A 22,627-nucleotide genomic window follows, 5' to 3' on the forward strand; every position below is an offset into this window, starting at 1 on the left:
TCACCATGACCACCGCTGCAAAGCCCGCTGCTATCGCCGCTGAAGCCGGCGCCATTCTCGACCGCCTCGGTGTGGACAAGGCCGCCTATACCGGTGGCGATCTCAAATCCTTCTCGCCGATCACCGGCGAGCAGACCGGTAGCCTGAAGACCGTTTCGGCCGGTGAGGCGACCGCCATCATCGACCGCGCCGATGCGGCGTTCCGTCAATGGCGTCTGATGCCTGCGCCCAAGCGCGGCGAGTTGGTGCGGCTTTTCGGCGAGGAACTGCGTGCCGCCAAGGCCGATCTTGGCCGTCTCGTCTCCATCGAAGCGGGCAAGATCCCGTCCGAAGGTCTCGGCGAAGTGCAGGAAATGATCGATATCTGCGATTTCGCCGTTGGTCTCTCCCGCCAGCTTTACGGCCTGACCATTGCCACCGAGCGCCCTGGCCACCGCATGATGGAAACCTGGCATCCGCTCGGCGTCATCGGCATCATTTCCGCCTTTAACTTCCCCGTGGCCGTCTGGGCGTGGAATGCAGCCCTTGCGCTGGTCTGCGGCAATAGCGTGGTGTGGAAGCCATCGGAAAAGACACCGCTGACGGCACTGGCCTCGCAGGCCATTCTGGAGCGCGCCATCAAACGCTTTGGTGATGCGCCGGAAGGTCTTGCTCAGGTTCTGATCGGCGACCGCACCGTCGGCGAAGTGCTGGTGGACCATGCCAAAGTGCCGCTGGTATCGGCCACCGGCTCCACCCGCATGGGCCGCGAGGTTGGTCCGCGCCTTGCCAAGCGCTTTGCCCGCGCCATTCTCGAACTCGGCGGCAACAATGGCGGCATCGTTTGCCCCTCTGCCGATCTCGATATGGCGCTCCGCGCCATTGCTTTCGGGGCCATGGGCACGGCTGGCCAGCGCTGCACGACGCTGCGCCGTCTTTTCGTGCATGACAGCGTGTATGACCAGCTCGTTCCGCGCCTGAAAAAGGCCTATGCCAGTGTTTCCGTCGGCAATCCGCTGGATGGTACAGCACTCGTCGGCCCGTTGATCGACAAGCTGGCCTTTGACAATATGCAAAAGGCGCTTGGCGAAGCCAAGGCGCATGGCGGCACGGTGCATGGCGGCGAGCGGGTCGAGACCGGCAGCGCGGATGCTTATTATGTTAAGCCAGCGCTGGTGGAAATGCCTGCCCACACCGGCCCCGTGCTGGAAGAAACCTTCGCGCCCATTCTTTACGTGCTGAAATACAGCGATTTCGATGCGGTTCTGGCCGATCACAATGCTGTCGGTGCAGGCCTCTCCTCCTCGATCTTCACGCTCAACATGCGGGAAGCCGAGCGCTTCCTCTCCGTTGAGGGGTCGGATTGCGGCATTGCCAATGTCAATATCGGCACGTCTGGTGCGGAAATCGGCGGGGCCTTCGGTGGCGAGAAGGAAACCGGCGGCGGTCGCGAATCCGGCTCGGATGCGTGGAAGGCCTATATGCGCCGCGCCACCAACACGGTGAACTATTCCACATCCCTGCCGCTGGCGCAGGGCGTGTCCTTCGATATCGAATAAGGCAACAGATCATGACCATCTCGGTGAACGTAGAGGAGGCGGGCTTTCGGCCCGCCTCGCGGATTGCTGCTGTCGGCGTTTCAAAGATTCTGCAAATCGGCGCTAAAGCAGCGGCGATGAAGCGCGAGGGCCTGCCAGTGATCATCCTTGGCGCAGGCGAGCCGGATTTCGACACGCCCGACCACATCAAGCAGGCCGCCAAAGCCGCAATCGATGCCGGGGAAACCAAATACACCGCGCTCGATGGTTCACCGGCGCTGAAACAGGCGATTGCCGCCAAGTTCAAACGGGAAAACCACGTGGATTATACGGTGGATGAAATCACCGTCGGCACGGGTGCCAAGCAAATCCTGTTCAACGCTTTCATGGCCACCATCGATGCGGGCGATGAGGTGATCATCCCCACGCCCTACTGGACCTCCTATTCCGACATCGTCGAGGTCTGCGGCGGCACCTCTGTGCTCGTGCCTTGCACAGCCGAAGCGGGCTTCCGTCTTCAGGCGGAACAGTTGGAAAAGGCCATCACGCCAAAAACCCGGTGGGTGCTGCTCAATTCGCCGTCCAACCCCTCGGGTGCTGCCTATAGCGCTGAGGACTATCAGCCGCTGATCGAGGTGCTGCTCAGCCATCCGCATGTCTGGCTAATGGTGGATGATATGTATGAGCATATCATCTATGACGGTTTTGATTTCGTCACCCCGGTGGCGCTGGAGCCGCGCCTGAAGGGCCGGGCGCTGACTATCAACGGCGTGTCCAAGGCCTATGCCATGACCGGCTGGCGCATTGGCTATGCCGGTGGGCCGAAGGCGCTGATCAAGGCGATGGCGGTGATCCAGAGCCAGGCCACCTCCTGCCCCTGTTCCGTCAGTCAGGCCGCAGCCATTGCCGCCTTGAACGGCCCTCAGGATTTTCTGAAAAAGCGTCAGGCGAGTTTCAAACGCCGCCGCGATCTGGTAGTTGGCCGGTTGAACGCCATTCCGGGGCTTGAGTGCCGTGTGCCGGAAGGCGCGTTCTACACCTTCGCCTCTTGCGCCGGTGTGTTGAACACGGTGACGCCGAAGGGCAAGACCTTGCTGAGCGATGCGGATTTTACCGATTATCTGCTGGAAGAGGCACATGTCGCCGTTGTGCCCGGCTCGGCTTTCGGCCTTTCGCCATTCTTTCGCATTTCCTATGCGACTTCGGAAGCAGAACTGGTAGAAGCGCTGAACCGGATTGAACAGGCCTGCGCTGCCCTGAAAGAATAGCTGCTCCATCATGATCCCACGTCTCGATCGCCCGGCCTCTGCTGCTGATGCTTCCGCCAGCTTTTTCGAGCGGCTTATCGAGGCGGGGTTTCAGGGCGATATCGAGACGCAGGCCGCGTCGCGCATCGTCTCAGCCACGGACAACTCCATCTATCAGATGGAACCGCAGGGCATTCTCTTCCCGCGCGATGCCTCAGACCTTCAGATCATCGCCCGCATACTGGCGGAGCCGCAGTTTCAAACCATCACCATCGCCCCACGTGGCGGTGGCACCGGCACCAACGGCCAGTCGCTGACCCATGGCGTGGTGGTCGATTGTTCGCGGCACATGAACCGCATTCTGGAGATCGATCCGGTGCGGCGGGTGGCGCGTGTCGAGGCGGGCGTGGTCAAGGACCAGCTCAACCGAGCGCTGAAAGCCCATGGCCTGTTTTTTGCGCCGGAACTTTCCACCTCCAATCGCGCCACCATTGGCGGCATGATTTCCACCGATGCCTGTGGTCAAGGGTCTTGTTTGTATGGCAAGACGTCCAATCACGTGCTGGCGCTGCGTGTGGTGCTGATGGATGGCACGGATATCTGGTCGCGCCCACTCAACGAGGCGGGTCTTGATGCCGCGCTTCAGCGTCAGGACCGGATCGGTGAGATTTACCGGGTGGTGGAGCGCATCACGCGGGAAAAGCGCGAGCGCATTACCGAGATCTTCCCCAATCTCAACCGCTATATGACCGGCTATGACCTGGCGCATGTGCGGCGAGAGAGCGGGGATTTCGATCTCAACGCCATTCTCTGCGGCTCTGAAGGCACGCTGGCGATGATTGCCGAGGCCGAACTGAACCTGCTGCCGCTGCCTGCCGAAGTGGCGCTCGTCAACATCCGCTATAACGATTTTAACGCCGCCCTTGAGGATGCCCGCAACCTCACGGCGCTCAAGGTTGCCTCCGTCGAGACGGTCGATGAGCGCGTGCTGGGCCTTGCCAAGGGCGATATTGTCTGGACGGCGATCAGCCGTTTCTTCCCCGACGATGCGGGCCAAACCGCCAATGGTATCAATATCGTCGAAGTGCTGGCCGATGACGCCGCTGAACTGGAGCGCAAGCTTCAGGCTGTGATTGCGGCGCTTGAAGGTGCTGCCAACCCCAACCGCCTCGGCCACATCATTGCGCGTGGCCATAAGGATGCGGAAGCCATCTGGACCATGCGCAAACGCGCGGTCGGCCTGCTTGGTAATGTCGAAGGCCCGGTGCGGCCTGTTCCTTTCGTGGAAGATACGGCGGTGCCACCGGAGCATCTGGCGGCCTATATCCGCGAGTTTCGTGCCCTTCTGGATGGGGCAGGGGTGGCCTATGGCATGTTCGGCCATGTCGATGCCGGGGTTTTGCATGTGCGCCCGGCGCTGGATCTTGTGCGGCCCGACCATGTGCCACTGGTGCGCGAGATCAGCGATGCCGTGGTGGCACTGACCCGCAAATATGGCGGCGTGCTCTGGGGCGAGCACGGCAAGGGCGTGCGCTCGGAATATGTGCCGGAGTTTTTTGGCGATCTCTATCCCTGTTTGCAGGAGATCAAACGGGCTTTTGATCCCGACAACCGCCTCAACCCCGGCAAGATCGCCAGCCCCAATGACAAGCCTCTGCTGAAAATCGATGCTGTGCCGCTGCGGGGGGCGATGGACCGCGTCATCGGCAATGACATCCGAGCCGCTTTCGACAATGCCGCCTATTGCAATGGTAACGGTGCCTGTTTCGATTTCGATGAAACAAGCCCCATGTGCCCCTCCTATAAGGCCAGCCGCGACCGCCGCCTTTCGCCCAAGGGCCGTGCCTCGCTGATGCGCGAATGGCTGCGTCTTTTGGCGGAAAAGGGCGTGGACCCCCGCCGGGAAGCGCGCAAAGCCAGCAAGGCAAATCTGCTGCAACGCGCGCTGAACAGCCTGAACCCGAAAAACCGGCAGGATTTTTCCCACGAGGTCAAGGCTGCAATGGATAGCTGCCTGTCCTGCAAGGCTTGTGCGGGGCAATGTCCGGTCAAGGTCAGCGTTCCGGCCTTCCGGGCAAAATTTCTTGATGTCTATCATGGGCGCTATCTGCGCCCGTTGAAAGATCCGCTGGTGGCATCCATCGAAACGCTGCTGCCGATCATGGCCCGGCTTCGCCCGGTCTATAACGGGGTTGTGGGCACGAAAGCGGGTAGGGGGTTGATGCGGCTTGCAGGCCTCACGGCCCTGCCGCCCCTTGCTGATCGCTCCTTGGCGCGCGAGGCGCAAAGGCTGAACGTACCAATCGCCGATCCCAAAAAGCTTGCAGCCCTGACAGAGGCAGAGCGAAAGACCATTGTGGTTTTTGTGGTCGATGCCTTTACCGCGCATTTCGATCCGGCGGTGGCGGTGGCGGCCATCAATGTTGCCCGCAAGCTCGGCCTTCAGCCGATGCTGGCGCCTCATATCAATGGCAAGGCGCTGCATGTGCATGGTTATGCGGCCCGGTTCGAAAAAGCAGCGCACAAAACGGCTGCTTATTTGCAGAGCCTAGCCGATCTTGGCGTGCCTCTGGTTGGACTTGATCCCTCCATGACACTCACATTTCGAAGCGAATATAAGGCTTTGTCGGATAATCCGCTCAAGGCGATGGTGGAGCTTCCGCAGGAATGGCTGGCGAAGATGTCCTTGCCAGACAGGGTGACCGCGGACGATTGCAAAAACCTGACCCTGCTGGTCCATTGCACAGAACGCTCCAATGCGGCGGCTTCGCTTGGCCAGTGGAAGGCCGTGTTTACGGCCTTCGGGTTAAAGCTCACCATTGCCGACACTGGCTGCTGTGGCATGGCTGGTACCTTTGGTCACGAGACACGCAATCGGCCCATGGCCGAACAGCTTTACGCCATGAGCTGGGCGGACATTGTCAAGCGTCAGACATCTGAGGATATTCTCATGGTCACAGGCTATTCCTGTCGTTCGCAGGTGAAGGCCATGGATGATCGCAGATTGCCGCATCCGCTTCAGGTTCTGGATCAGCTTTTGACGCCTGCCCATTCAAAAGGGTAGTGCCTGACGCTGCCCTCAAATTGATGACAAAGCTCTGGCTCGACATGTCGTCATCCTCGGGCCTGTCCCGAGGATCTGCCGCCCCGAACGAAGCGATTGTCTTTTATGGCTCAATAAAATTGGTAGATGCCCGGCACAGTGTTACAGCGTCCTTTGTGCGCCATATATGGCGCACAAAGGACGCTGTAACACTTTTAATCTACTGCATAACGTTGAGGATCAATTCAGGGGTCATCAACAGTCAGAAGGCAGCGCCTGACGCTGCCCTCAATGTTTCTGAAACCTATTTCAATCAGACAGCTTCTTTCAGCCGCAGCGCTTCGGGATCATAGGCATGGCCAAAGCGGTTTGCGAGAAAATCGGCAAGGCCGATTTCTTCCTGCCGAACAAACCCCTTTTGCGGCAGTTTGCCAGCGGCGAGAAGATCAAGAACCGTGGTGATGCCAGCGGCGGTGGTGATCTGGATGGCGCTCATCTTCTTGCCCGCAACAATGCCAGCATAGACCTTGTTGGCATAGGTTTCTTGCAGATAACGTCCGTCTTTCCAACCACACACCGTCACGAAAATCACCACAACATCCTGCATGGTGGCGGGAAGGGCGTTTTCGAACAGATCTTTCAGCACATCGCGACGGTTCTTCAGGTTGAGATCGTTGAGCAGCGCCTTGATGATCGCCTGATGGCCGGGATAGCGGATGGTGCGATAATTCATCGTCCGCACCTTGCCTTCCAGCGTTTTGGCCAGCGTGCCCAGCCCGCCGGAGGTGTTGAACGCCTCATAGGTCACACCATCCAGCGAAAACTCCTCACGCTCTTCCATGGCCGGAACGGTGACAAACCTGCCTTCAACAATGGCCTCGCAGGGTTCGATGTATTCGTTGATCAGCCCGTCTGTGCTCCAGGTAAGATTGTAATTGAGCGCATTGGAGGGATATTGCGGCAGCGCGCCGACGCGCATGCGCACACTGTCCAGACTGTCAAAATGTTTTGCTAGATCGTTGGCGACGATGGAGATGAAACCCGGTGCCAAGCCGCATTGGGGAATGAAGGCGACATCGGCACCTTCAGCCAGTTGCTCCACCTTTTTCGTTGTTGCAACATCTTCAGTGAGATCGAGATAATGCACGCCAGCAGCCTTGGCCGCTTCGGCAATCAGACCAGTGAGGCTGAAAGGCGCAGCGGAGAGAACGGCGAATTTGCCGGAAAGCACTTTCACCAGCGCATCCCGATCGGCAATGTCCAGTCTGGCTGTTGCAATGGCCGGATGCTTGTCCAGCTTGGCAAGCTGCTCGTCGCTGCGGTCGGCAACGGTCACGCTGTAGTCGCCCGTTGCCGCCAGCATGAGCGCAATCGCACCACCAATTTTACCTGCCCCGATAATGATGATGTCTTTCATGGAATTCCCCTTTTCAATCTGGATTATGGGGAATTTTGCGCTGTTGTGTGGTTGATTCACAGCGTCATTATGGACATTATCAAGCATCATTTTATACAAAACGCCGTCTCATCTAGACAAAGTGATGAAACCATGTTGACCGACAAAGATCGCGACCTTCTGGCATTGCTCAGCGAAAACAGCCGCATGCCGGTTGCCACGCTGGCGAAAAAGCTGGGCCTGTCGCGCACGACGGTTCAGGCGAGAATAGAGCGGCTGGAGCGGGATGGTGTCATCGCGGGCTATGGCATCAGGCTCTCCGAGCAATATGCTGCGTCGCTCATCCGTGCGCATATTCTGATCACGATTGCCCCCAAGGCGCTGGCGCAGGTTGTCAGCGCGCTGGAACGGCTGAAGCCCGTGACGGCGCTGCACTCGGTCAGCGGTACTTTCGACCTGATCGCCATTCTCGCAGCACCATCGATGCTCGAACTTGACCAGACGATTGATGAAATTGGTAATCTCGACGGCGTGGAACGGACCCTGTCGTCCATCATTCTCTCGACGCGGATTTCTCGCTAGAGCATTTCACTGTTTCACGGAAACACGCAAACGCTCTCACTCTTTAAATTTGCTGCATTATTTTCTCCTTAAATCGCACCCGATTTAAGGCATTATGCCGTCGTTTGAGCAGGGCATGTTCGACGCGCTGCTTGAAACATGGGTCGAACTGGAGATCACGGACGATTGGAAGGAGCAGATGGTCGAGCGCACCATCATTCGCGCCCGCGCAATTGGTCATACTCTATGATCTGCGCTTTATGTCCTGAAATTTTTCGATGATTTCATTTCGCAAGTCATTTTCTATTTCCTGGCGCTTTTTGGCTTGCGCACGCTTCTTGCTTTTATAGTCAGACAGATCGCGGACTTGACGTTCGCGCGGAAGACGATAGAGAAAGTCGTTGAGTTTTTCGCCGCCGCATTCTTCCCAGAAGCCGTCATAGTCCGCATGGACCCTCTGCTTGAAGCGGCGGCTCGAAGACACGGCCTGCCCCAGATAGGACGGCGCATAGATTTCCTGAATGTTCAGGGCTGAAGCCAGCGATTGTGCCAGGATGACGTGAATATATTTGGGGCGCAGCCCCTCAAATGCCTTGGTGAAATTGCGAAACAGCTCTTTGCCCGCTTCACCGGGAACACTGGACTTGATGATGCCGAGCCAAAGGGCATGGCCGGATTCAGAAAAGCCAAGGTTTTTCCTGTCAATGAACGTCATGCCCATTTGCACGATGATCTGCTGGTTGAACACCAGCTTGACACGCAGTTCCGCTTCGCGGCCAAAGCCATCCTGACGGCAAAGATAGATGGCGAAATTATTGTCCTTATAGTTTTTTTCGGCAATCAGAATCTCAGAGGTGTGGGCGGCGATGAGTATCGAATCAGGAAAATAGCTGGAAAACAGACGGTAATGCTGATTGAGGACAGTATACCGGGATTTTGTATTGGCTTTTCTGTAAAAAGACCGACGAAGCGGCTTGGTCTCAATATTAGGAAAATGGCTCTTTATGATTGAATATGGCTTTTTTGAGAACAGGTCCGAGGTTTCTTCGATGGATTTTTTATACAGCGCTTTTCTTAGAAACATACGAACCGGCGCCATCAGGACGCCTATGCCCGTTTTTTTCTTCCCGGGAGGAATGAAAGAAGGTGCTGCATGGATGTTATTGGTCATAATTTTTGTCTGCGCATGAAGATTGCGGGTGCTTATCATAACTTTACATTCTCTTCTAAGCCTATTCTTCAATCTTTAAACAAAAAATCGTGATGAATGGGTCCGGTTGTCGGCGCGTGCGTCTCTCTGGCTTCAAGCGTAGCAGCATGTTGCTTGAGGGCGCGACGAAAGATGTCCAGGTCAGTCACCGGAAAATTCACGCGTTTTGTGTCGTTGTGTAACATATCGTTTTGGAAAGAAACTGCTTTTGCCACCATGTCGCCATCACCACGACATGAGATCGTAACAGTTTCGAGCTATATTTCAGATGTGGCTCTTTAAGATATTCGTGATTTAAGCGAGTATCGATGTGGCGTTTCAAACTGACGGGTGATTCGTTCGGCTGCAACCGGGCGCATATGTGGAGATTGCGGTGATGACCTACGAATTGAGCGATTTGACAATTTCCGAAGTATTGAGGGACCCCTTGATCCGGCAGATGCTGCGGGCTGATGGCGTATCTCTCAGTAGTTTTGCCGTTTTGCTTGACGATGTGGCCCGTGAGCGTGTGCACAGGTCTTACAGCAAGGCGATGCAGATGTCTGGCGCCCAACTTCCGGCCGCACATGTTATCGACAATGTCGCCCGGCAGATCTGCTGTGTCGAACCGGCATAATTCCGCTGTCTGATCACAAATGTGGTGGCAGGGCATGCGGGATTGGCAGGCTTCCCATTTGCACAGGCCCGATTTAGCTGGTGCGGTTTGGCAGAATTATGCGCGTTATCGAGCCCTTGTGAGAGGCGTTAACATTTTCAATCTGCATCAGATGTCGATACATCAAGCTCGTTAAAGCATATCTGAAGGTGTGCCACCGTAGGCAGCTGCCTCCATCGATTTGATTTTCTGCCGTTATAAAGCAGTTCCAGGACAAGTATGAAACGGTTTTCCGTCTGGAAAAGCGTAAAACAATGAGTGACAGCGTTTCAGCGTTTCTTTGAAACAGTGAAATGTTCTCGTGTCCGCATTGTGATTCCCCCCGCGCAACATACTCTTATCCACACAGGGCTCCTTTATGGATCACTGGTGGCGGACTGTATTTTCGTGTTTATACACTCAACCAATTTCGTTAAGGTCATCAAGGCAGCTTATGGCTTACCAGCCTCAGTCACCGTGCTTTAAGCCTTTGTTTTTTCATATGTCAGCTATCGTTTTATTGAGCATAATAAAGCGCAACGTGCTTTAACGGATGTTATGGGGCAATAGAGAGGATCGACATGATGGTACGAAGAGGCAAGGCAGAGATAGGCAAAGCCGTCACGGTGCTGCAAACCCGTGCCAATGGCGACCAGACACGGGAAAAGATCATTGCTGCCGCCGAAGTGCTGTTTGGTCATCACTCCTTCGATACCGTCTCCCTCAGGGATATTACCAATGCTGCAGGGGTGACACTGGCGCTGGTCAGCTATCACTTTCATACCAAGGAAAATCTGTTTTCCGCCATTGTGGCGCGTCGTGCACAAACGCTGAACCAGATCCGCCGCGCCCGGCTTGCCGATTTGGAGGCCTCAGGCACTGTGACGGTGGAGAGCCTGCTGGATGCATTCATGCGGCCGCTGTTCGAGCAGATGCAGAGCGATGACGAAGGCTGGCAGGCCTATCTGCTGCTGTTGGCGAAGCTTGCCACCCATGATCGCTGGCTCAGCTATATTCATGAGAATTTCGACGAGACTGCCAACCTGTTCATCGCCCGTCTGCGCACGCTTTTACCCGAGATGGAGGAAGAAACGCTATTGCGCGGTTTTTCCATGGTGCTGGTTTTGATGTTGCAGACCGTCTCGAAAAACCGGCGTCTCGATTCCCTGTCCGATGGCCGCTTTTCCGGCTCTGATTTGTCCATGTCTTACAGGCTTCTGCTGAGATTCAGTCTGGCCGGACTGAACGCCCTCAAGGATGCCTGACGTGTGCTGACGGGACGGGCCGAACGGAGCCTTAGAGCATTTCACTGTTTCCCGGAAACGATGAAATGCTCTAGCACCGTGCTTTATATCCAACGCACGGTGCTAAAGCCCTTGCCATGGATATCAGGCTTTTGCCACCGTCTGTTCGATGGCGCCAAACAGAACCGCACCATCTGGCAGGCGAGCTTCCATCCGCACTGTGTCGCCATAGCGCATGAAGGTCGTTTTCGGCTTGCCTTCATCGATGATCTCAATGCCGCGCCGCTCGGCGATGCAGCTTGAACCCACCTCACGATAGTTGCTGTTGGATACCGTGCCCGATCCGATCACCGTCCCGGCGGCAAGCTCACGCGAATAGGCGGCATGCGCCACCAGATCGTGAAAGCCGCAGCTCATGGCATAGCCGTTGGCAGCGCCAAACTGCTTGTCGTTCCAGTGCACGACCAGATTGAGATCGACGCGGCCATCGCGCCATCTGCTGCCAAGCTCATCCGGTGTCACCGCCACCGGCGCCATGGAGCAAAGCGGCTTGGCCTGAACCCAGCCGAAACCGGTACGCATCTCAATGGGCGCAAGACGACGCAGCGACCAGTCATTGATCTGCACCAGAAGCCGGATATGGCCAATGGCCGCCTCTGCCGATATGCCAAGCGGCACCTGATCGGTGATCACGCCGAATTCGCCTTCAAAATCGATGTCATCGGCCTCTGAGGGGAAATGCGCGGTTTCCTGCGGCGCCAGAAAACGGTTGGACACGCCCTGATACATCAGCGGTCGGCCACTTTTTTCCTTCTTGACGCCAAGCACCATGTCCATGAGATCACCGTGGCTGTCGAAAGCCGAACCGTCGAGCCATTGCCAGGCGCGTGGCAGCGGCGCCATGGCCTGAGCCGGATCGAAAAGGATGGCGTCGCTCAGAGCGCCGCTGTTGAGCTGGTCATAAAGGCTAATCAGTGCGGGCGACAGGCCTTCCCAGTCTTCCATCAACTGCTGCAGGGTCTGAACGCCGGGGGCGGCAAGGGCTTTCGTCAGATCGCGGCTGACGATATGCAGCCGACCGTCGGGCGTACCGTTCTTCAGGGTTGCCAGTTTCATGCAATTCTCCTTCCCATTAAAAAGTGTTCAAATGTCACAGGGAGCGCGCGACAAGAGCATCGGCATCAGAGTCCCGCAAAAAGCCCAGCCGATCCGCCGTTTCGGTGGCAATGGGCGGATAAGAGCCGAACAGGGCCACCAGATCCTCCTCCGGCTGATAGCTGACTTTGGCGCGGCTGTCGGGGAACCGACGAAACAGCGCCGCAACCAGGTCTTCGAAAGTCAGGCAGAGCGCCGGTAAGGTAAAGGCCCGCGCCGCGCCAAACTGTGCAGCGGGAAGCTGACCGGCATGGACAAAATTGGCGGCAGCCGTTTCCACCGAGGTCAGCCATGTGCGCGAATGGGGGTGAACAGGCAGAACGATATCCTCACTGCGCATCACCGCATAGAAGACCCGGCTGATGAAGGCGGATTTCATCCGGGCATCGGCGCCATCGCGGGCCATAACGCCGGCAAGGCGCAATGACACGCCATCAAGCCAGCCGCGAGCGGCAAAATTGGCAATCGCCGCCTCCATCATCAGCTTCTGCGCCCCGTAGACCATGGTCGGCCCGGTCGGCGTTGCATCCGTGACCAGTTCCGGCATGGGTTTGGCGAAAACGGCGATGGTGGAGGCGAAAACGAAACGTGTCATGGGATTGCTATCGCGCAGCCGCTCGATCAGCGTCAGCGTTGCATCGATATTGACCCGCCGCGCCAGCGCATAATCAGCCTCCGCAGCCCCGCCCAGAATGGCGGCGAGAAGATAAACGGTCGAGGCTCCGGCGATATGGCTGTTGAAAAGGTCAGGGTCGGCGAAATCTCCTGTCAGGCATTCAACGCGCGGATCGCCCGGCATATCGCCGGGATCCGCCCGGTCGATCAGCACCAGCCTGCCGGTCGTTTCATGGGTGAGCAATTGTGCCGCAAGCCGCTGGCCGACAAAGCCCTGGGCTCCGATAATGACGGTCTTCAATGGCTCCTCCCGCTGTTGATGACGTATTCATTGGTTGAACGACCAATAAATGAATTCATACCTGGCCGCAAGTTGACATGAGGTCATCCGTAAGAGTTGCACGGAGATGTCTGCGCTATGATTGACGTCATTTTTAAAGAAATGATGCAGGAGGCACTACCGGTTGGTGATATCGACCGGATAGGCGGTTTTGGCGGCAATTCGTTCCATGGCAAAATGGGATGTCACGTTTTTCAACGGCACGCTTTCCGTCAACCGCTGGTAAAACAGGTCATAGGCCGTCATATCGGCCACGGCGACGCGCAGCATGTAATCGACTTCGCCAGCCATCCGATGCACTTCCATGACTTCCGGCATTGCGGAAATATTGTCAGCAAAAGTCTTGCGCCATGCGGGCGAATGATCTGTCGCCTCAATGGCGACGAAAACCGTCAGGCCAAGACCGATGGGTTCGGGCGCCACCAGCGCCACCCGGCCCAGAATCACACCGTTCTGCTCCAGCCTTTGCACTCTTTTCCAGCAGGGCGTGGCGGACAGTCCTACCCGTTCGCCAAGCTGGGCGACAGAAAGCGTGGCATCCTGTTGCAGCTCGGCGATGATTTTCCGATCGATAAGGTCCAGCATCAGCCCTCCTGATCCGCATGACTGCCGTTTCGAGGAAGGCTACTGCAAAGTCGAAAAAAGTCTACTAAAAAAGTAGACTGTTTGAGCGTTTCCCATGCCGTCATGAAAACGGAACAGGACGAGAGCATTGTTCGATCATCGTGACGTTCTGAAATTCTTATGTCCGGGCGGTCAGACCCACCTTTTCAATCCCGGCAAGGGCACAGATCTCATCATTGCCACCGAGATCGCCGGAAATGCCGATGGCACCGATCACCTTTGCTTCGGCGTCAAGGATCAGCACACCGCCGGGGGAGGGGGCAAGACGGCCCTGGCTGACACCGGAGAGCATGGAGATGAAGGTGGGATGTTTTTCGGCGCGTGCGGCAAGTTCACGCGAGCCGAAGCCCATGCCGAGCGAGCCCCAGGCCTTGGCATAGGCAATGTCGAAACGGAGAATGCCGGCGCCATCTTCCCGTTTCATCGCCACAAGGTGCCCGCCAGCATCGAGAACGGCAACGGCAAGCGGTGCAAATTGGCGATTGCGCGCCTCGGCTAGTGCATGATCGATCATCTCGACGGCGGTGGTCAAAGACAACATCGGCAGGAAACTCCAGAAAACGTGTGATTACAGGAACATCGCGAAAATATCCCGCGACGTCGCAGGATGGGGCACTTTGAAATCGACGCTACGGAGATCGATGGCCGCCGCACGTCGCAGGCAGGTTTCAAGCCAGGCCTGCATGGACGGCCATGCGCCGATGTCGATCCCGGCAATCGGGATGAAATGCATCACGGCTGCGACATTCAGATCGGCAACGGTAAAACGGTCTCCCAGAATATAGGACCGGTTTTGCAGATGCCGGTCAAGCACGCCCCAGGGGCGCGAGAGTTTTTTCAGTGCGATCGCCTGATCTTCCTCATCGTTGCCGTGCGGCTCAAACAGGCAGCGCACCGCCGCCGTCAACAGCAGCGGTTTTTCAATCTCCGTCGCCACCCAGAACGACCATTGCTGCATCAACGCGTCTTCCTTCGGGCTCTGGGGCCCGAGTGCCGCGCCATAGGTGCGGGCGAGATAGAGATTGATCGCCAGCGATTCATAGAGAACGATGTCGCCATCGGTGAGCGTCGGGCATTTGCCATTCGGGTTCAGGGCCAGAAAATCGTCGGGTTTGGCGCTGCCGGGGTGAAAGGCAAGCGGTTTGTTGTCATAATCCACGCCCAGTTCCTTGAGCATCCAGCTGCAACGGTTGGCGCGTGTCTTGGTGACATCGCCGTATAAGGTGATCATGGCTGTATTTCCTTTCGATGAACCCGCCGGAAAGGCAAAAAGCATGTTTCCGGCGGGCTTATTCCTGATCAGAAGCCGCGATCCGAGCCCAGCGCATTGCCCGGCACCCAGATGCCGTGGAAGCCTTCATGCACCCGGCAGGGGAACTTGATGACTGCAAGCGGCCCCTTGGCCAGATTGCGGGCATCGAGAATGACGAGATCGGTGCGGTTTTCGGCGCGCCGTCCAACCATGGTCATCAGGAAGCCGTCGCCTTCTTCCGCATCCGGGCTGCGTGGCACGAAACAGGGCTCTTCCGGCGAGGAGTCCGGCCCGGCATAGAAAAGCTCGATCTTGCCGGTCTGTTCGTCGAAATGACCGAGGCAGGTGAAGGGCGGGCCTTTCGGGCCGGGGGGCAGCATCGGCCAGCTTTCCGGATGGTTGGTGCCGAACCAGAAGTGGCGGGTGCGGCGCATGGAGAAGCGATTGTCGACCACTGGCATTTCACCGATATGGTTGATGAAGCGCTCGATCTTCACCTCGCTGCCGGCACTGGCCAGATCGACCACCCAGCGCTCGCCGAAGGGCGGCATTTCATGGGCATGGGGGTCATGAATATCCGGGAACTGACTGAGCCAGCCGGAGGCAGTGACGAAATGGTCGAGAACCAGACGGCTGCCATCGTCCCAGGCGTTGAACGTATGTGTCTGCATCACCGCACGGGGCGCCGTATACCAGCGGATCGCCTTCACACCCTGATCGCGCGGAATGACGGCAATATGCGTCAGCTTGTGGCTGTCCCAGTGCCAATAGGCTTCACCGCGTTTCACCCGCTCCCAGTCGCAGACCATGGGGCAGATGACGAAGGCGATGAAATTGCGCGAGACCATGAAGTCATGCACCATCGAGCAATAGGGAGCCTTGAAGCGTTCCGTGCTTTTGAACTGGCCTTCTTTGTCGATGACATAGACCTCGATCTCGTCGCTGGCCACACCTTCGCAATTATAGGCGAAGGCGACACAGTCGCCGTTTTCCGGGTCGATCTTCGGATGGGCGGTGAAGGTGCGGCTGGTCAACTGCCCGCCGAAATCGCTCTGGCCACGGGTGGTCAGATCGTTCGGGTCGATTTCATAGGGACGTCCTGATTCCTTCAGCGCATAGAGCTTGCCATGGTGCCAGAGCACCGATGTGTTGGCGGTGTTGTTATCCTCGCCCTCAACCTCCGGCGAATCGGTGAAGGGGTTGCGATACGCGCCGAAGAGGGCCCGCCGAGCCTTGCGCTCCAGCTCGAATTTGCGGGTGCGGACATAGCGCATGGTCAGATCGGCATGACCGTTCTGCATGCGCACCGAATGCACCATGCCGTCACCATTGAGGAAAATATCCTTGCCATGCAGCGGCGGATAGGCGTGGTCGGCGCTGTTGCGGATATAGATGCCTTCGAGTTCCGGCGGAATACGACCGATTACTTCCAGATCATGGACTTCACCTTCGATGCGTACCGGCGCGGCATAGCCGGTGAAGACGATGTCCTCGGGAAATTGCAGGCCCGGCGGCAGGTTGACGTGCTGATTCATCGGGATCACCCCTTTCGCAATGTTAAAAAGATTTGGGTTACGACGTTGTGGGAATGGCCAGCACCGGCTGGAGAGGGGCACTGGAAAGTTTCTTGCGCACCAGCAGCATCAGACAGACAGCGATGGCGGAAACGCACATGACGGCAAAGCCCAGTCCGCCATAGCCGACCGTGGCGACAATGATGCCCCCAAGCGCCGGTCCCGTTGCCGATCCGGTCATCATCATGGCCGGTGTCGCGGCAACCGCGCGGCCACTGGGATCGATTTTCGCCATCAGTCCGAACAGGAAAGTGTGAGTGAAAATCACCAGCGAGACATAAAAGGCGGTGGGAACGGCATAAAAGGCAAAGCTGGTCGTATTGGTCAGGCTCATGGCAAAAGCGGCTTGCAGCAGCGGACCGGCAATGCCGACGGCAATCGGCGAGAGGTGCTTTTGCAAAATGGCGGCGAGTAAGCCCGGCAGAAGATTGATGAAGCCGAGAACGATCAGCACCGTCTGCACCCTGTCTGCGCCGAAACCGCGGATGTCGCCAATACGTTCGACAAAGGAGAAAATCATGGATTGATTGAGGGTCAGGCAGATGACGATGCCAATCGTCAGCCATGCTGCACGCGGAAAGGGTGTGGCGGGCAGAGCGCTTGTTTTTTCTGCCTTTTTTTCAGCAATCTGCGGAAAGAGGAGGAGGGCGGACAGCGCGCCGACGCTCATGACAAGGGAAAAGGCTTCAAACATGGTCTGGCCGCCATGGGCGGTGATCATGCCGGGAAGCACGGCGAACATGACGATGGCCAGCACGCCGAGCGCGATATTGACGATACCGAAAAGACGATGCGGATTTTCCGTGCGGCCGATCGACCCGTGGGTGACAGACAGCGCCGAACCTGTGCCGAAGCCGGCAATGCCATGCAGGATCAGCAGGCCGGCGAAACTCTCAGGAGAAACGGCAAGTCTCGATGCCATGAAAAAGGCAAGCGCGGACAGAATGAAGCCGCCACAGGCGACGATGCGGCGCTGAAGCCTGTTGAAGCGGGGGGCCAGAAGGGCGCTTGCAACAATGACGCCGACAAGAAAGGTTGTGACGATCAGCCCGGCCTCAGGCGCGGCCAGACCGTAATATTGCATCAATGCACCAATCCAGAGCGGTAGTGCCGCCATATCGATCATGCCGGTCATATGGCAAAGACTAAGGCCGACATGACCTTTAAAACTGTTCAATCTCGTCATTTTCACCTCCCGTTGTGAAAACTGCTGGCCATTGTCAAAAATTCTGGAGAACCACCGGCATGTCACGGACGCAAATGGCACCGTGACCGGCAGACGATATCGCCGGACGCTGATTGAAGGATGCAAAGGCCAGGCGACCGGTCAAAACCGGTATCCGTGCAAAACCCGCAGCCTTATCTTCAAAATCCTCCAGCTGCAGCCTCTGCCCTGACGGTCATGAGCGGCAGGTCACGCCGGACCCCTTGGCTCCTCCTGAGGGTCTGCGTGACAAAAAGCAATTTACCGTTCATCAACCGAACGATAAAACAGATTGTATTTATGTGTTTCATTGATGAAATTAATAGTATGGAAAAAGGAGGAGATCTCATGCGTCTTGATCGTTTCGATCTCAATCTTCTTGTGGTGCTGGATGCCTTGCTGGAAGAGCGCAATGTGACGCGGGCGAGCGAGCGGCTGCATATCGGTCAGTCCGCCACCAGCGCGGCGCTGTCACGGCTGAGGGATTATTTCGGCGACAGTCTTCTGGTGCAGGTTGGCCGCCGTATGGAACTGACACCGCTTGCCCAGAGCCTGACCGGGCCGGTGCGCGATGCGCTGATGCGCGCCCGCACGGCGATCTCGATTCGGCCGATCTTCGAACCCGCCTCCGTCAGCCGCAGTTTTTCCGTCTGCGTTTCCGATTATCTGGTGGATGTTCTTCTGGCGGAAGTGGTGCGGCGCGTGGCGCGCGCGGCCCCCGGCATCCGGCTGGATCTGCGCAAGACCCCGATCGACGTGCTGGAACGGTTTGAACGCGGCACGACTGATGTTCTGATCATGCCGCAACAATATGCCGACCGGCTTCAGCATCCCAAGATCAATATCTGGCAGGACGAGCATGTCTGCATGATGTGTGCAGATGCGGCGCGCAGCATGAGCGAATTGACGATGGATCACTATCTCGACAGGGGCCATATTTCCATCCGGCTCGGCGATGAGACAAGCCTCTCCTACGAGGAGTGGTTTCTGCCGCGCTATGGACGCCAGCGTCGGGTCGAAGGCACGATCGACCAGTTCAGCGCCGCCCCGCTTCTGGTGATGGGAACGGAGCGGATCGTCACCATGCATCGGCGCATGGCCGAAGAAATGGCCAAACGCTTTCCTGTCCGGCTGTTTCCAGCGCCTTTCGCCATCGAACCGCTCAAGGAATACATGGTCTGGCCGCGCTATCTCGACGAAGACCCGGCCCATCGCTGGCTGCGCGACATCATCCAGTCCGTGGCAACGGAGTATCAGGGCGAAACCGCAACCCATGCAGAAGACAGCCCGGCCGGTTCAACCTGAGCCGGACTGGCTGTCTCAGTCTGCGGTAAAGACATGAACCTCATCGTGGCTGGCGACGAAAAGCCTGCCATCGGCAAGCACCCAACCGCGGAACATGCCTGCCGTATTGTAGGGAGCGGCAATCGTGCCGTCAGCGGCAACGGCCACCAGTCCGGCGCCGATCCGGTGCGGAGCAAGATCGGTGAACACCACGTGATCGGATGCCTGTTTGAGATTTTCACCGAGATAGGCCATGCGGGCAGCAATCTCATGACCAACGGCATGGCGGATGAAAAATTCACCCTTGCCGGTGCCTGAAACGGCAACGACCCCATCACGGGCATAGGTACCGGCGCCGATGACGGCGGTGTCACCGATGCGCCCTTTGGGCTTGTTGTTGAAGCCTCCGGTCGAGGTGGCGGCGGCGAGATGGCCGTGGATGTCCAGCGCCACGGCCCCGACTGTGCCGTGTTTTTCGGCCTCGCTCGCCTTTGCCGAGGTTCCAGCTCGTTCATGGTCTTTCATGGCGATGAGGGCAGCCTTGCGCCGCTCTGTAGTGAAATAGTCCTGTTCGACCATGGCAAGGCCCTTGCGCCTGGCAAAATCATCGGCGGCAGCGCCGCCGAGCATCACGGTCTCACCGCTTTCCATCAGGGCACGGGCCGCACTCACCGGATTGCGGATATGGCGAACAAGTGCCACAGCACCGGCTTCGCCGGTGGACCCATCCATGATCGAGGCATCGAGTTCATGCTCGCCATCTGTATTCAGTGCGGCGCCATGGCCGGCGTTGAAATGGGGCGAATCCTCCATCACCCGCACGGCGGCTTCGACCGCATCGAGCGCTGACGCACCCTGCCGCAGCAAAGACCATCCGGCCTGGAGCGCGCGTTTCAGATCCTCGCGGGCTGCCTGCCATTCGGCCTCGCTCAGATCCTCCTTGTTCATCACGCCGCAACCGCCATGAATGGCCAGTGCTATCGTTCCGCTCATCGGTCTCTCCCGGTTATCGCAGCATGGTCGACATGGCCGACAGGCAATTGATCATCCTGACGGCGGCTTCCACCGTTGGCGTATCGAAGCTCAGCGTGTTGCCGCCGGTGCGTGTCATTGTCGGCCATTGGCAGAAGAGGTCGGCGAGCCGGGTGGATTGCGCCTCGATGGAAACGGAGATTGGCCCCTGAAGTATGAAAGGCCGACAGGCATGGCGATGTTTCAATGCCTTTTCCGCAGCCCTGCGGATGGCTTTGCATGCCTCTTCCGGCGACAGGCTGTTGCCGCAGATCGCCCCGCCTGCCGTCTTGGTCTCGACAAAGACGGTATCGGGAAAGAAGGCATGGTTTTCACCGGCGAAAATATCATCGCCGCTCGCCATCAGCACCGGCACACCGTATTCTCCGGCCAGCGCCCCGTAGATACCGGCCTCGCCAAGCTCCAGATCGTTCATAAAAATCCGCGAAAAGGCAAAGCTGTTGATGGTGTGGGCCAGAATGCCATAGCCTTGGCCGCGCGAGTGATAGCCGATCAGGAAGACGCCATCGACGCCATGCTCAACACCCGACATCATGCCGAGATAGCGCGGCTTGCCCTGAATGACGCGGGCGCGCGGATCAAGCCGGTCCGGCGGCATGTTGCGGAAGGAACCGTGGGAATCGTTGACGTAAACCTCCTCCGCGCCGCCATCGAAGGCTCCGGCAATCGCCGCATTGGCCTCTTCGGTCATCAGCAGGCGGGCGCGTTCATATTCGCCATTGCCGGGACGGGTCTGTTCGGGGTGATAGACGCCCGCTACCCCCTCAATATCCACCGAGATCAGGATTTTCATGCATGTGCTCCGCAAACATAAAACTCAGCGCCGGTCGATCTTCGGATCGATGGCGTCGCGCAGGCCGTCACCCAAAAGGTTGAAGGCGAGCACGGTGACGAAAATGGCAAGGCTGGGGAAGAGCGCCACATGCGGCGCGTTCATCATGTCGGCGCGGGCATCGTTGAGCATTGCCCCCCATTCCGGCGTCGGCGGCTGTGCGCCAAGACCGAGAAAGGACAGGCTCGCTGCCGTGATGATCGAGGTGCCGAGCCGCATGGTGAAATAGACGATGATCGAGGAAAAGGTTCCCGGCAGGATGTGGCGGGTGATGATGACAAAATCGGACGCGCCGACGCTTTTCACCGCCTCGATATAGGTCATGCGTTTCAGCATCAGCGTGCTGCCGCGCACCAGCCGGGCAAAGGCGGGCACGGAAAACACGGCAACGGCGGCCACGACATTGACGAGCGAACTGCCGAGAATGGCGACGATGCCAAGGGCAAGCAAAATGCCGGGAAAGGCAAAGAGCACATCGCAGATGCGCATGACGATGCGGTCCCACCAGCCTTCGTAATACCCGGCCAGCAGGCCGAGAAAGGTGCCGACAAGCCCGCCCACCGTCACCGACAGGATGCCGGTGGCCAGCGAGATTTGCGCGCCCATCAGGATGCGGCTGAAAATATCACGGCCGAGCGGATCGACGCCGAACCAGTGCGCCATGGAGGGCCCGGCATTGATCTGGTCGTAATCGAAATAGTTTTCCGCATCATACGGCACGATCCACGGGGCGAGCACGGCCAGCACCACGAGGAGGAGAATGAAGGCCAGCGCCGCCATGGCCACCGGCTGGCGCTTGAACTTGCGCCAGAATTCGCCAAAGGGGGTGCGAACGGCGGGTGAGACGACAGATGCAGCAGGGGAAACGGGAAGAGTGCTCATGACCGCCTCACGAATAACGGATGGTCGGGTTGATGATGCCGTAAAGCAGATCGACCAGCAGATTGATCAGGATGAATTCCAGCGAGAACATCAGCACCAGCGCCTGAATCACCGGATAATCGCGCGAGGTGACCGCATCGACCAGAAGACGCCCGACACCCGGCCAGTTGAACACCGCCTCGACGACAATGGAGCCGCCGAGCAGAAAGCCGAATTGCAGGCCCATCATGGTGACGATCGGGATGGCGGCATTGCGCAGGCAGTGCTTGGCAATGACGATGCGCTCGTTCAGCCCCTTGGCGCGGGCGGTGCGGACATAATCCTCCTGAATGACATCGACAAAGGCGGCACGGGTGAAGCGCGCCATGATCGAGGCAACAGCCGCGCCCAGCGTGATCGAGGGGAGAATGTAATGGCGCCAGCTATCGGCGCCCACGGTTGGCAGCCAGCCAAGCTCGACGGAAAACACCTGCATCAGCATCATCCCCAGTGCGAAAGCCGGGAAGGAAATGCCGGAGACGGCAAGCGTCATACCAAGCCTGTCCGGCCAACGGTTGCGCCAGACGGCGGAGACGATGCCGATGCCCATGCCGAAAATCACCGACCAGACCATGCTGGTCACGGTCAGGAGAAAGGTCGGCATGAAGCGTTCGCCGATTTCTTCCGCCACCGGCCTGTGGCTGACGATGGACGTGCCCAGATCGCCATGCAGCATCCGGCCGAAATAATGGATGAACTGTTCCGGCAGGGGCTTGTCCAGCCCCAGAGCGCTGCGCACCAGCGCCACCGTCTGCTCATCGGCATCCTGACCCGCAGCCATGCGCGCCGGATCGCCGGGCAGCATATGCACGAACAGGAACACCAGAACAGCGACGATCAAAAGCGTCGGTATCAGCCCGAAAAGGCGCTTCAGGAAATAATGAAACATGAAACCCAGGCAGTCCATAAGGGTTGAGAGAGGCTCCGGCGGCTATCGCCGGA

The 22,627-nt window shown here is 58.0% G+C and carries 21 protein-coding genes; 7 read left to right on the forward strand and 14 right to left on the reverse strand.

The features are described from left to right. Positions 1-5 precede the first annotated feature (5 nt). From amaB to ydiJ, 3 genes are read left to right on the forward strand one after another with little or no spacing between them, the layout of a single operon-like run. Entirely contained in the window at positions 6-1,538 is a 1,533-nt protein-coding gene (amaB, locus tag NAC44_RS16935; RefSeq protein WP_250942708.1) for an L-piperidine-6-carboxylate dehydrogenase, read from the forward strand. An 11-nt stretch (positions 1,539-1,549) separates the two neighbouring features. Further along, a complete protein-coding gene (locus NAC44_RS16940; protein ID WP_250942709.1) occupies positions 1,550-2,785 on the forward strand; it encodes a pyridoxal phosphate-dependent aminotransferase in 1,236 nt (411 codons plus the stop codon). Between the two features lie 10 nt (positions 2,786-2,795). Next, the gene (gene ydiJ, locus NAC44_RS16945; protein WP_250942711.1) at positions 2,796-5,828 is read left to right on the forward strand and encodes a D-2-hydroxyglutarate dehydrogenase YdiJ; all 3,033 of its coding nucleotides are present in this window, start codon (positions 2,796-2,798) and stop codon (positions 5,826-5,828) included. A 292-nt stretch (positions 5,829-6,120) separates the two neighbouring features. On the opposite strand, the gene NAC44_RS16950 is transcribed toward ydiJ, so the two are convergent. Beyond that, positions 6,121-7,224, reverse strand: coding sequence for a saccharopine dehydrogenase family protein (locus NAC44_RS16950; RefSeq protein ID WP_250942713.1), 1,104 nt, complete (start codon positions 7,222-7,224; stop codon positions 6,121-6,123). Positions 7,225-7,356: 132 nt separating this feature from the next. Here NAC44_RS16950 and NAC44_RS16955 point away from each other — a divergent pair, with 132 nt between their 5' ends. After that, positions 7,357-7,785: an Lrp/AsnC family transcriptional regulator gene (locus NAC44_RS16955; protein WP_250942715.1), complete on the forward strand. Its 429-nt coding sequence runs from the start codon at positions 7,357-7,359 to the stop codon at positions 7,783-7,785. A 223-nt stretch (positions 7,786-8,008) separates the two neighbouring features. On the opposite strand, the gene NAC44_RS16960 is transcribed toward NAC44_RS16955, so the two are convergent. Both NAC44_RS16960 and NAC44_RS16965 read right to left on the reverse strand, forming a co-directional pair. Beyond that, complete coding sequence (locus NAC44_RS16960) at positions 8,009-8,935, reverse strand: DUF535 family protein (protein WP_250942717.1); 927 nt, start codon at positions 8,933-8,935, stop codon at positions 8,009-8,011. A 68-nt stretch (positions 8,936-9,003) separates the two neighbouring features. After that, positions 9,004-9,192, reverse strand: a complete 189-nt coding sequence (locus NAC44_RS16965) for a hypothetical protein (RefSeq protein ID WP_250942719.1) — start codon at positions 9,190-9,192, stop codon at positions 9,004-9,006. 158 nt (positions 9,193-9,350) lie between these two features. Between NAC44_RS16965 and NAC44_RS16970 the strand changes: the two genes are divergently transcribed. Next, the gene (locus NAC44_RS16970; RefSeq protein ID WP_250942721.1) at positions 9,351-9,590 is read left to right on the forward strand and encodes a hypothetical protein; all 240 of its coding nucleotides are present in this window, start codon (positions 9,351-9,353) and stop codon (positions 9,588-9,590) included. 599 nt (positions 9,591-10,189) lie between these two features. Then, positions 10,190-10,873, forward strand: a complete 684-nt coding sequence (locus NAC44_RS16975; RefSeq protein WP_250942723.1) for a TetR/AcrR family transcriptional regulator — start codon at positions 10,190-10,192, stop codon at positions 10,871-10,873. A gap of 123 nt (positions 10,874-10,996) precedes the next feature. Here NAC44_RS16975 and NAC44_RS16980 read toward each other — a convergent pair whose 3' ends face one another. The 7 genes from NAC44_RS16980 to NAC44_RS17010 all read right to left on the reverse strand — a co-directional run bounded on the left by NAC44_RS16980 (position 10,997) and on the right by NAC44_RS17010 (position 17,598). After that, positions 10,997-11,968 carry a fumarylacetoacetate hydrolase family protein gene (locus NAC44_RS16980; RefSeq protein ID WP_250942725.1) on the reverse strand — a complete coding sequence of 324 codons (972 nt, stop codon included), beginning with the start codon at positions 11,966-11,968 and terminating at the stop codon, positions 10,997-10,999. Between the two features lie 34 nt (positions 11,969-12,002). After that, positions 12,003-12,923, reverse strand: a complete 921-nt coding sequence (locus tag NAC44_RS16985) for an NAD-dependent epimerase/dehydratase family protein (RefSeq protein WP_250942727.1) — start codon at positions 12,921-12,923, stop codon at positions 12,003-12,005. A gap of 156 nt (positions 12,924-13,079) precedes the next feature. Beyond that, complete coding sequence (locus tag NAC44_RS16990; RefSeq protein WP_250942729.1) at positions 13,080-13,547, reverse strand: Lrp/AsnC family transcriptional regulator; 468 nt, start codon at positions 13,545-13,547, stop codon at positions 13,080-13,082. Positions 13,548-13,704: 157 nt separating this feature from the next. Next, positions 13,705-14,127: a GlcG/HbpS family heme-binding protein gene (locus NAC44_RS16995; RefSeq protein ID WP_420839973.1), complete on the reverse strand. Its 423-nt coding sequence runs from the start codon at positions 14,125-14,127 to the stop codon at positions 13,705-13,707. A gap of 27 nt (positions 14,128-14,154) precedes the next feature. Then, the gene (locus NAC44_RS17000; protein ID WP_250942731.1) at positions 14,155-14,817 is read right to left on the reverse strand and encodes a glutathione S-transferase family protein; all 663 of its coding nucleotides are present in this window, start codon (positions 14,815-14,817) and stop codon (positions 14,155-14,157) included. 68 nt (positions 14,818-14,885) lie between these two features. Further along, on the reverse strand, positions 14,886-16,373 hold the full coding sequence (locus NAC44_RS17005) for a carotenoid oxygenase family protein (RefSeq protein ID WP_250942734.1): 1,488 nt from the start codon (positions 16,371-16,373) through the stop codon (positions 14,886-14,888). 37 nt (positions 16,374-16,410) lie between these two features. After that, a complete protein-coding gene (locus NAC44_RS17010; RefSeq protein WP_250942735.1) occupies positions 16,411-17,598 on the reverse strand; it encodes an MFS transporter in 1,188 nt (395 codons plus the stop codon). Positions 17,599-17,964: 366 nt separating this feature from the next. Between NAC44_RS17010 and NAC44_RS17015 the strand changes: the two genes are divergently transcribed. Beyond that, positions 17,965-18,921, forward strand: coding sequence for a LysR family transcriptional regulator (locus tag NAC44_RS17015; protein ID WP_250942737.1), 957 nt, complete (start codon positions 17,965-17,967; stop codon positions 18,919-18,921). A 15-nt stretch (positions 18,922-18,936) separates the two neighbouring features. Here NAC44_RS17015 and NAC44_RS17020 read toward each other — a convergent pair whose 3' ends face one another. The 4 genes from NAC44_RS17020 to gsiC are packed head-to-tail and all read right to left on the reverse strand — an operon-like array spanning position 18,937 to position 22,574. Continuing rightward, entirely contained in the window at positions 18,937-19,893 is a 957-nt protein-coding gene (locus NAC44_RS17020; RefSeq protein WP_250942738.1) for an isoaspartyl peptidase/L-asparaginase family protein, read from the reverse strand. 13 nt (positions 19,894-19,906) lie between these two features. Beyond that, positions 19,907-20,725 carry a M55 family metallopeptidase gene (locus NAC44_RS17025; RefSeq protein WP_250942739.1) on the reverse strand — a complete coding sequence of 273 codons (819 nt, stop codon included), beginning with the start codon at positions 20,723-20,725 and terminating at the stop codon, positions 19,907-19,909. A 24-nt stretch (positions 20,726-20,749) separates the two neighbouring features. Continuing rightward, a complete protein-coding gene (gene gsiD / locus NAC44_RS17030; protein WP_250942740.1) occupies positions 20,750-21,646 on the reverse strand; it encodes a glutathione ABC transporter permease GsiD in 897 nt (298 codons plus the stop codon). Between the two features lie 7 nt (positions 21,647-21,653). After that, positions 21,654-22,574 (reverse strand): glutathione ABC transporter permease GsiC, encoded by a 921-nt coding sequence (gsiC, locus tag NAC44_RS17035; protein ID WP_250942741.1) that lies wholly within the window; start codon positions 22,572-22,574, stop codon positions 21,654-21,656. Positions 22,575-22,627 lie beyond the last annotated feature (53 nt).

The sequence above is a fragment of the Allorhizobium sonneratiae genome, from assembly GCF_023700755.1.
Classification (GTDB): domain Bacteria; phylum Pseudomonadota; class Alphaproteobacteria; order Rhizobiales; family Rhizobiaceae; genus Allorhizobium; species Allorhizobium sonneratiae.

Excerpts from the sequence above, each read along its gene's own strand:
- amaB (WP_250942708.1), top strand. The coding sequence starts at position 6 with ATGACCACCGCTGCAAAGCCCGCTGCTATCGCCGCTGAAGCCGGCGCC.
- NAC44_RS16940 (WP_250942709.1), top strand. The coding sequence starts at position 1,550 with ATGACCATCTCGGTGAACGTAGAGGAGGCGGGCTTTCGGCCCGCCTCG.
- ydiJ (WP_250942711.1), top strand. The coding sequence starts at position 2,796 with ATGATCCCACGTCTCGATCGCCCGGCCTCTGCTGCTGATGCTTCCGCC.
- NAC44_RS16950 (WP_250942713.1), bottom strand. The coding sequence starts at position 7,224 with ATGAAAGACATCATCATTATCGGGGCAGGTAAAATTGGTGGTGCGATT.
- NAC44_RS16955 (WP_250942715.1), top strand. The coding sequence starts at position 7,357 with ATGTTGACCGACAAAGATCGCGACCTTCTGGCATTGCTCAGCGAAAAC.
- NAC44_RS16960 (WP_250942717.1), bottom strand. The coding sequence starts at position 8,935 with ATGACCAATAACATCCATGCAGCACCTTCTTTCATTCCTCCCGGGAAG.
- NAC44_RS16965 (WP_250942719.1), bottom strand. The coding sequence starts at position 9,192 with ATGGTGGCAAAAGCAGTTTCTTTCCAAAACGATATGTTACACAACGAC.
- NAC44_RS16970 (WP_250942721.1), top strand. The coding sequence starts at position 9,351 with ATGACCTACGAATTGAGCGATTTGACAATTTCCGAAGTATTGAGGGAC.
- NAC44_RS16975 (WP_250942723.1), top strand. The coding sequence starts at position 10,190 with ATGATGGTACGAAGAGGCAAGGCAGAGATAGGCAAAGCCGTCACGGTG.
- NAC44_RS16980 (WP_250942725.1), bottom strand. The coding sequence starts at position 11,968 with ATGAAACTGGCAACCCTGAAGAACGGTACGCCCGACGGTCGGCTGCAT.
- NAC44_RS16990 (WP_250942729.1), bottom strand. The coding sequence starts at position 13,547 with ATGCTGGACCTTATCGATCGGAAAATCATCGCCGAGCTGCAACAGGAT.
- NAC44_RS16995 (WP_420839973.1), bottom strand. The coding sequence starts at position 14,127 with ATGTTGTCTTTGACCACCGCCGTCGAGATGATCGATCATGCACTAGCC.
- NAC44_RS17000 (WP_250942731.1), bottom strand. The coding sequence starts at position 14,817 with ATGATCACCTTATACGGCGATGTCACCAAGACACGCGCCAACCGTTGC.
- NAC44_RS17005 (WP_250942734.1), bottom strand. The coding sequence starts at position 16,373 with ATGAATCAGCACGTCAACCTGCCGCCGGGCCTGCAATTTCCCGAGGAC.
- NAC44_RS17010 (WP_250942735.1), bottom strand. The coding sequence starts at position 17,598 with ATGACGAGATTGAACAGTTTTAAAGGTCATGTCGGCCTTAGTCTTTGC.
- NAC44_RS17015 (WP_250942737.1), top strand. The coding sequence starts at position 17,965 with ATGCGTCTTGATCGTTTCGATCTCAATCTTCTTGTGGTGCTGGATGCC.
- NAC44_RS17020 (WP_250942738.1), bottom strand. The coding sequence starts at position 19,893 with ATGAGCGGAACGATAGCACTGGCCATTCATGGCGGTTGCGGCGTGATG.
- NAC44_RS17025 (WP_250942739.1), bottom strand. The coding sequence starts at position 20,725 with ATGAAAATCCTGATCTCGGTGGATATTGAGGGGGTAGCGGGCGTCTAT.
- gsiD (WP_250942740.1), bottom strand. The coding sequence starts at position 21,646 with ATGAGCACTCTTCCCGTTTCCCCTGCTGCATCTGTCGTCTCACCCGCC.
- gsiC (WP_250942741.1), bottom strand. The coding sequence starts at position 22,574 with ATGTTTCATTATTTCCTGAAGCGCCTTTTCGGGCTGATACCGACGCTT.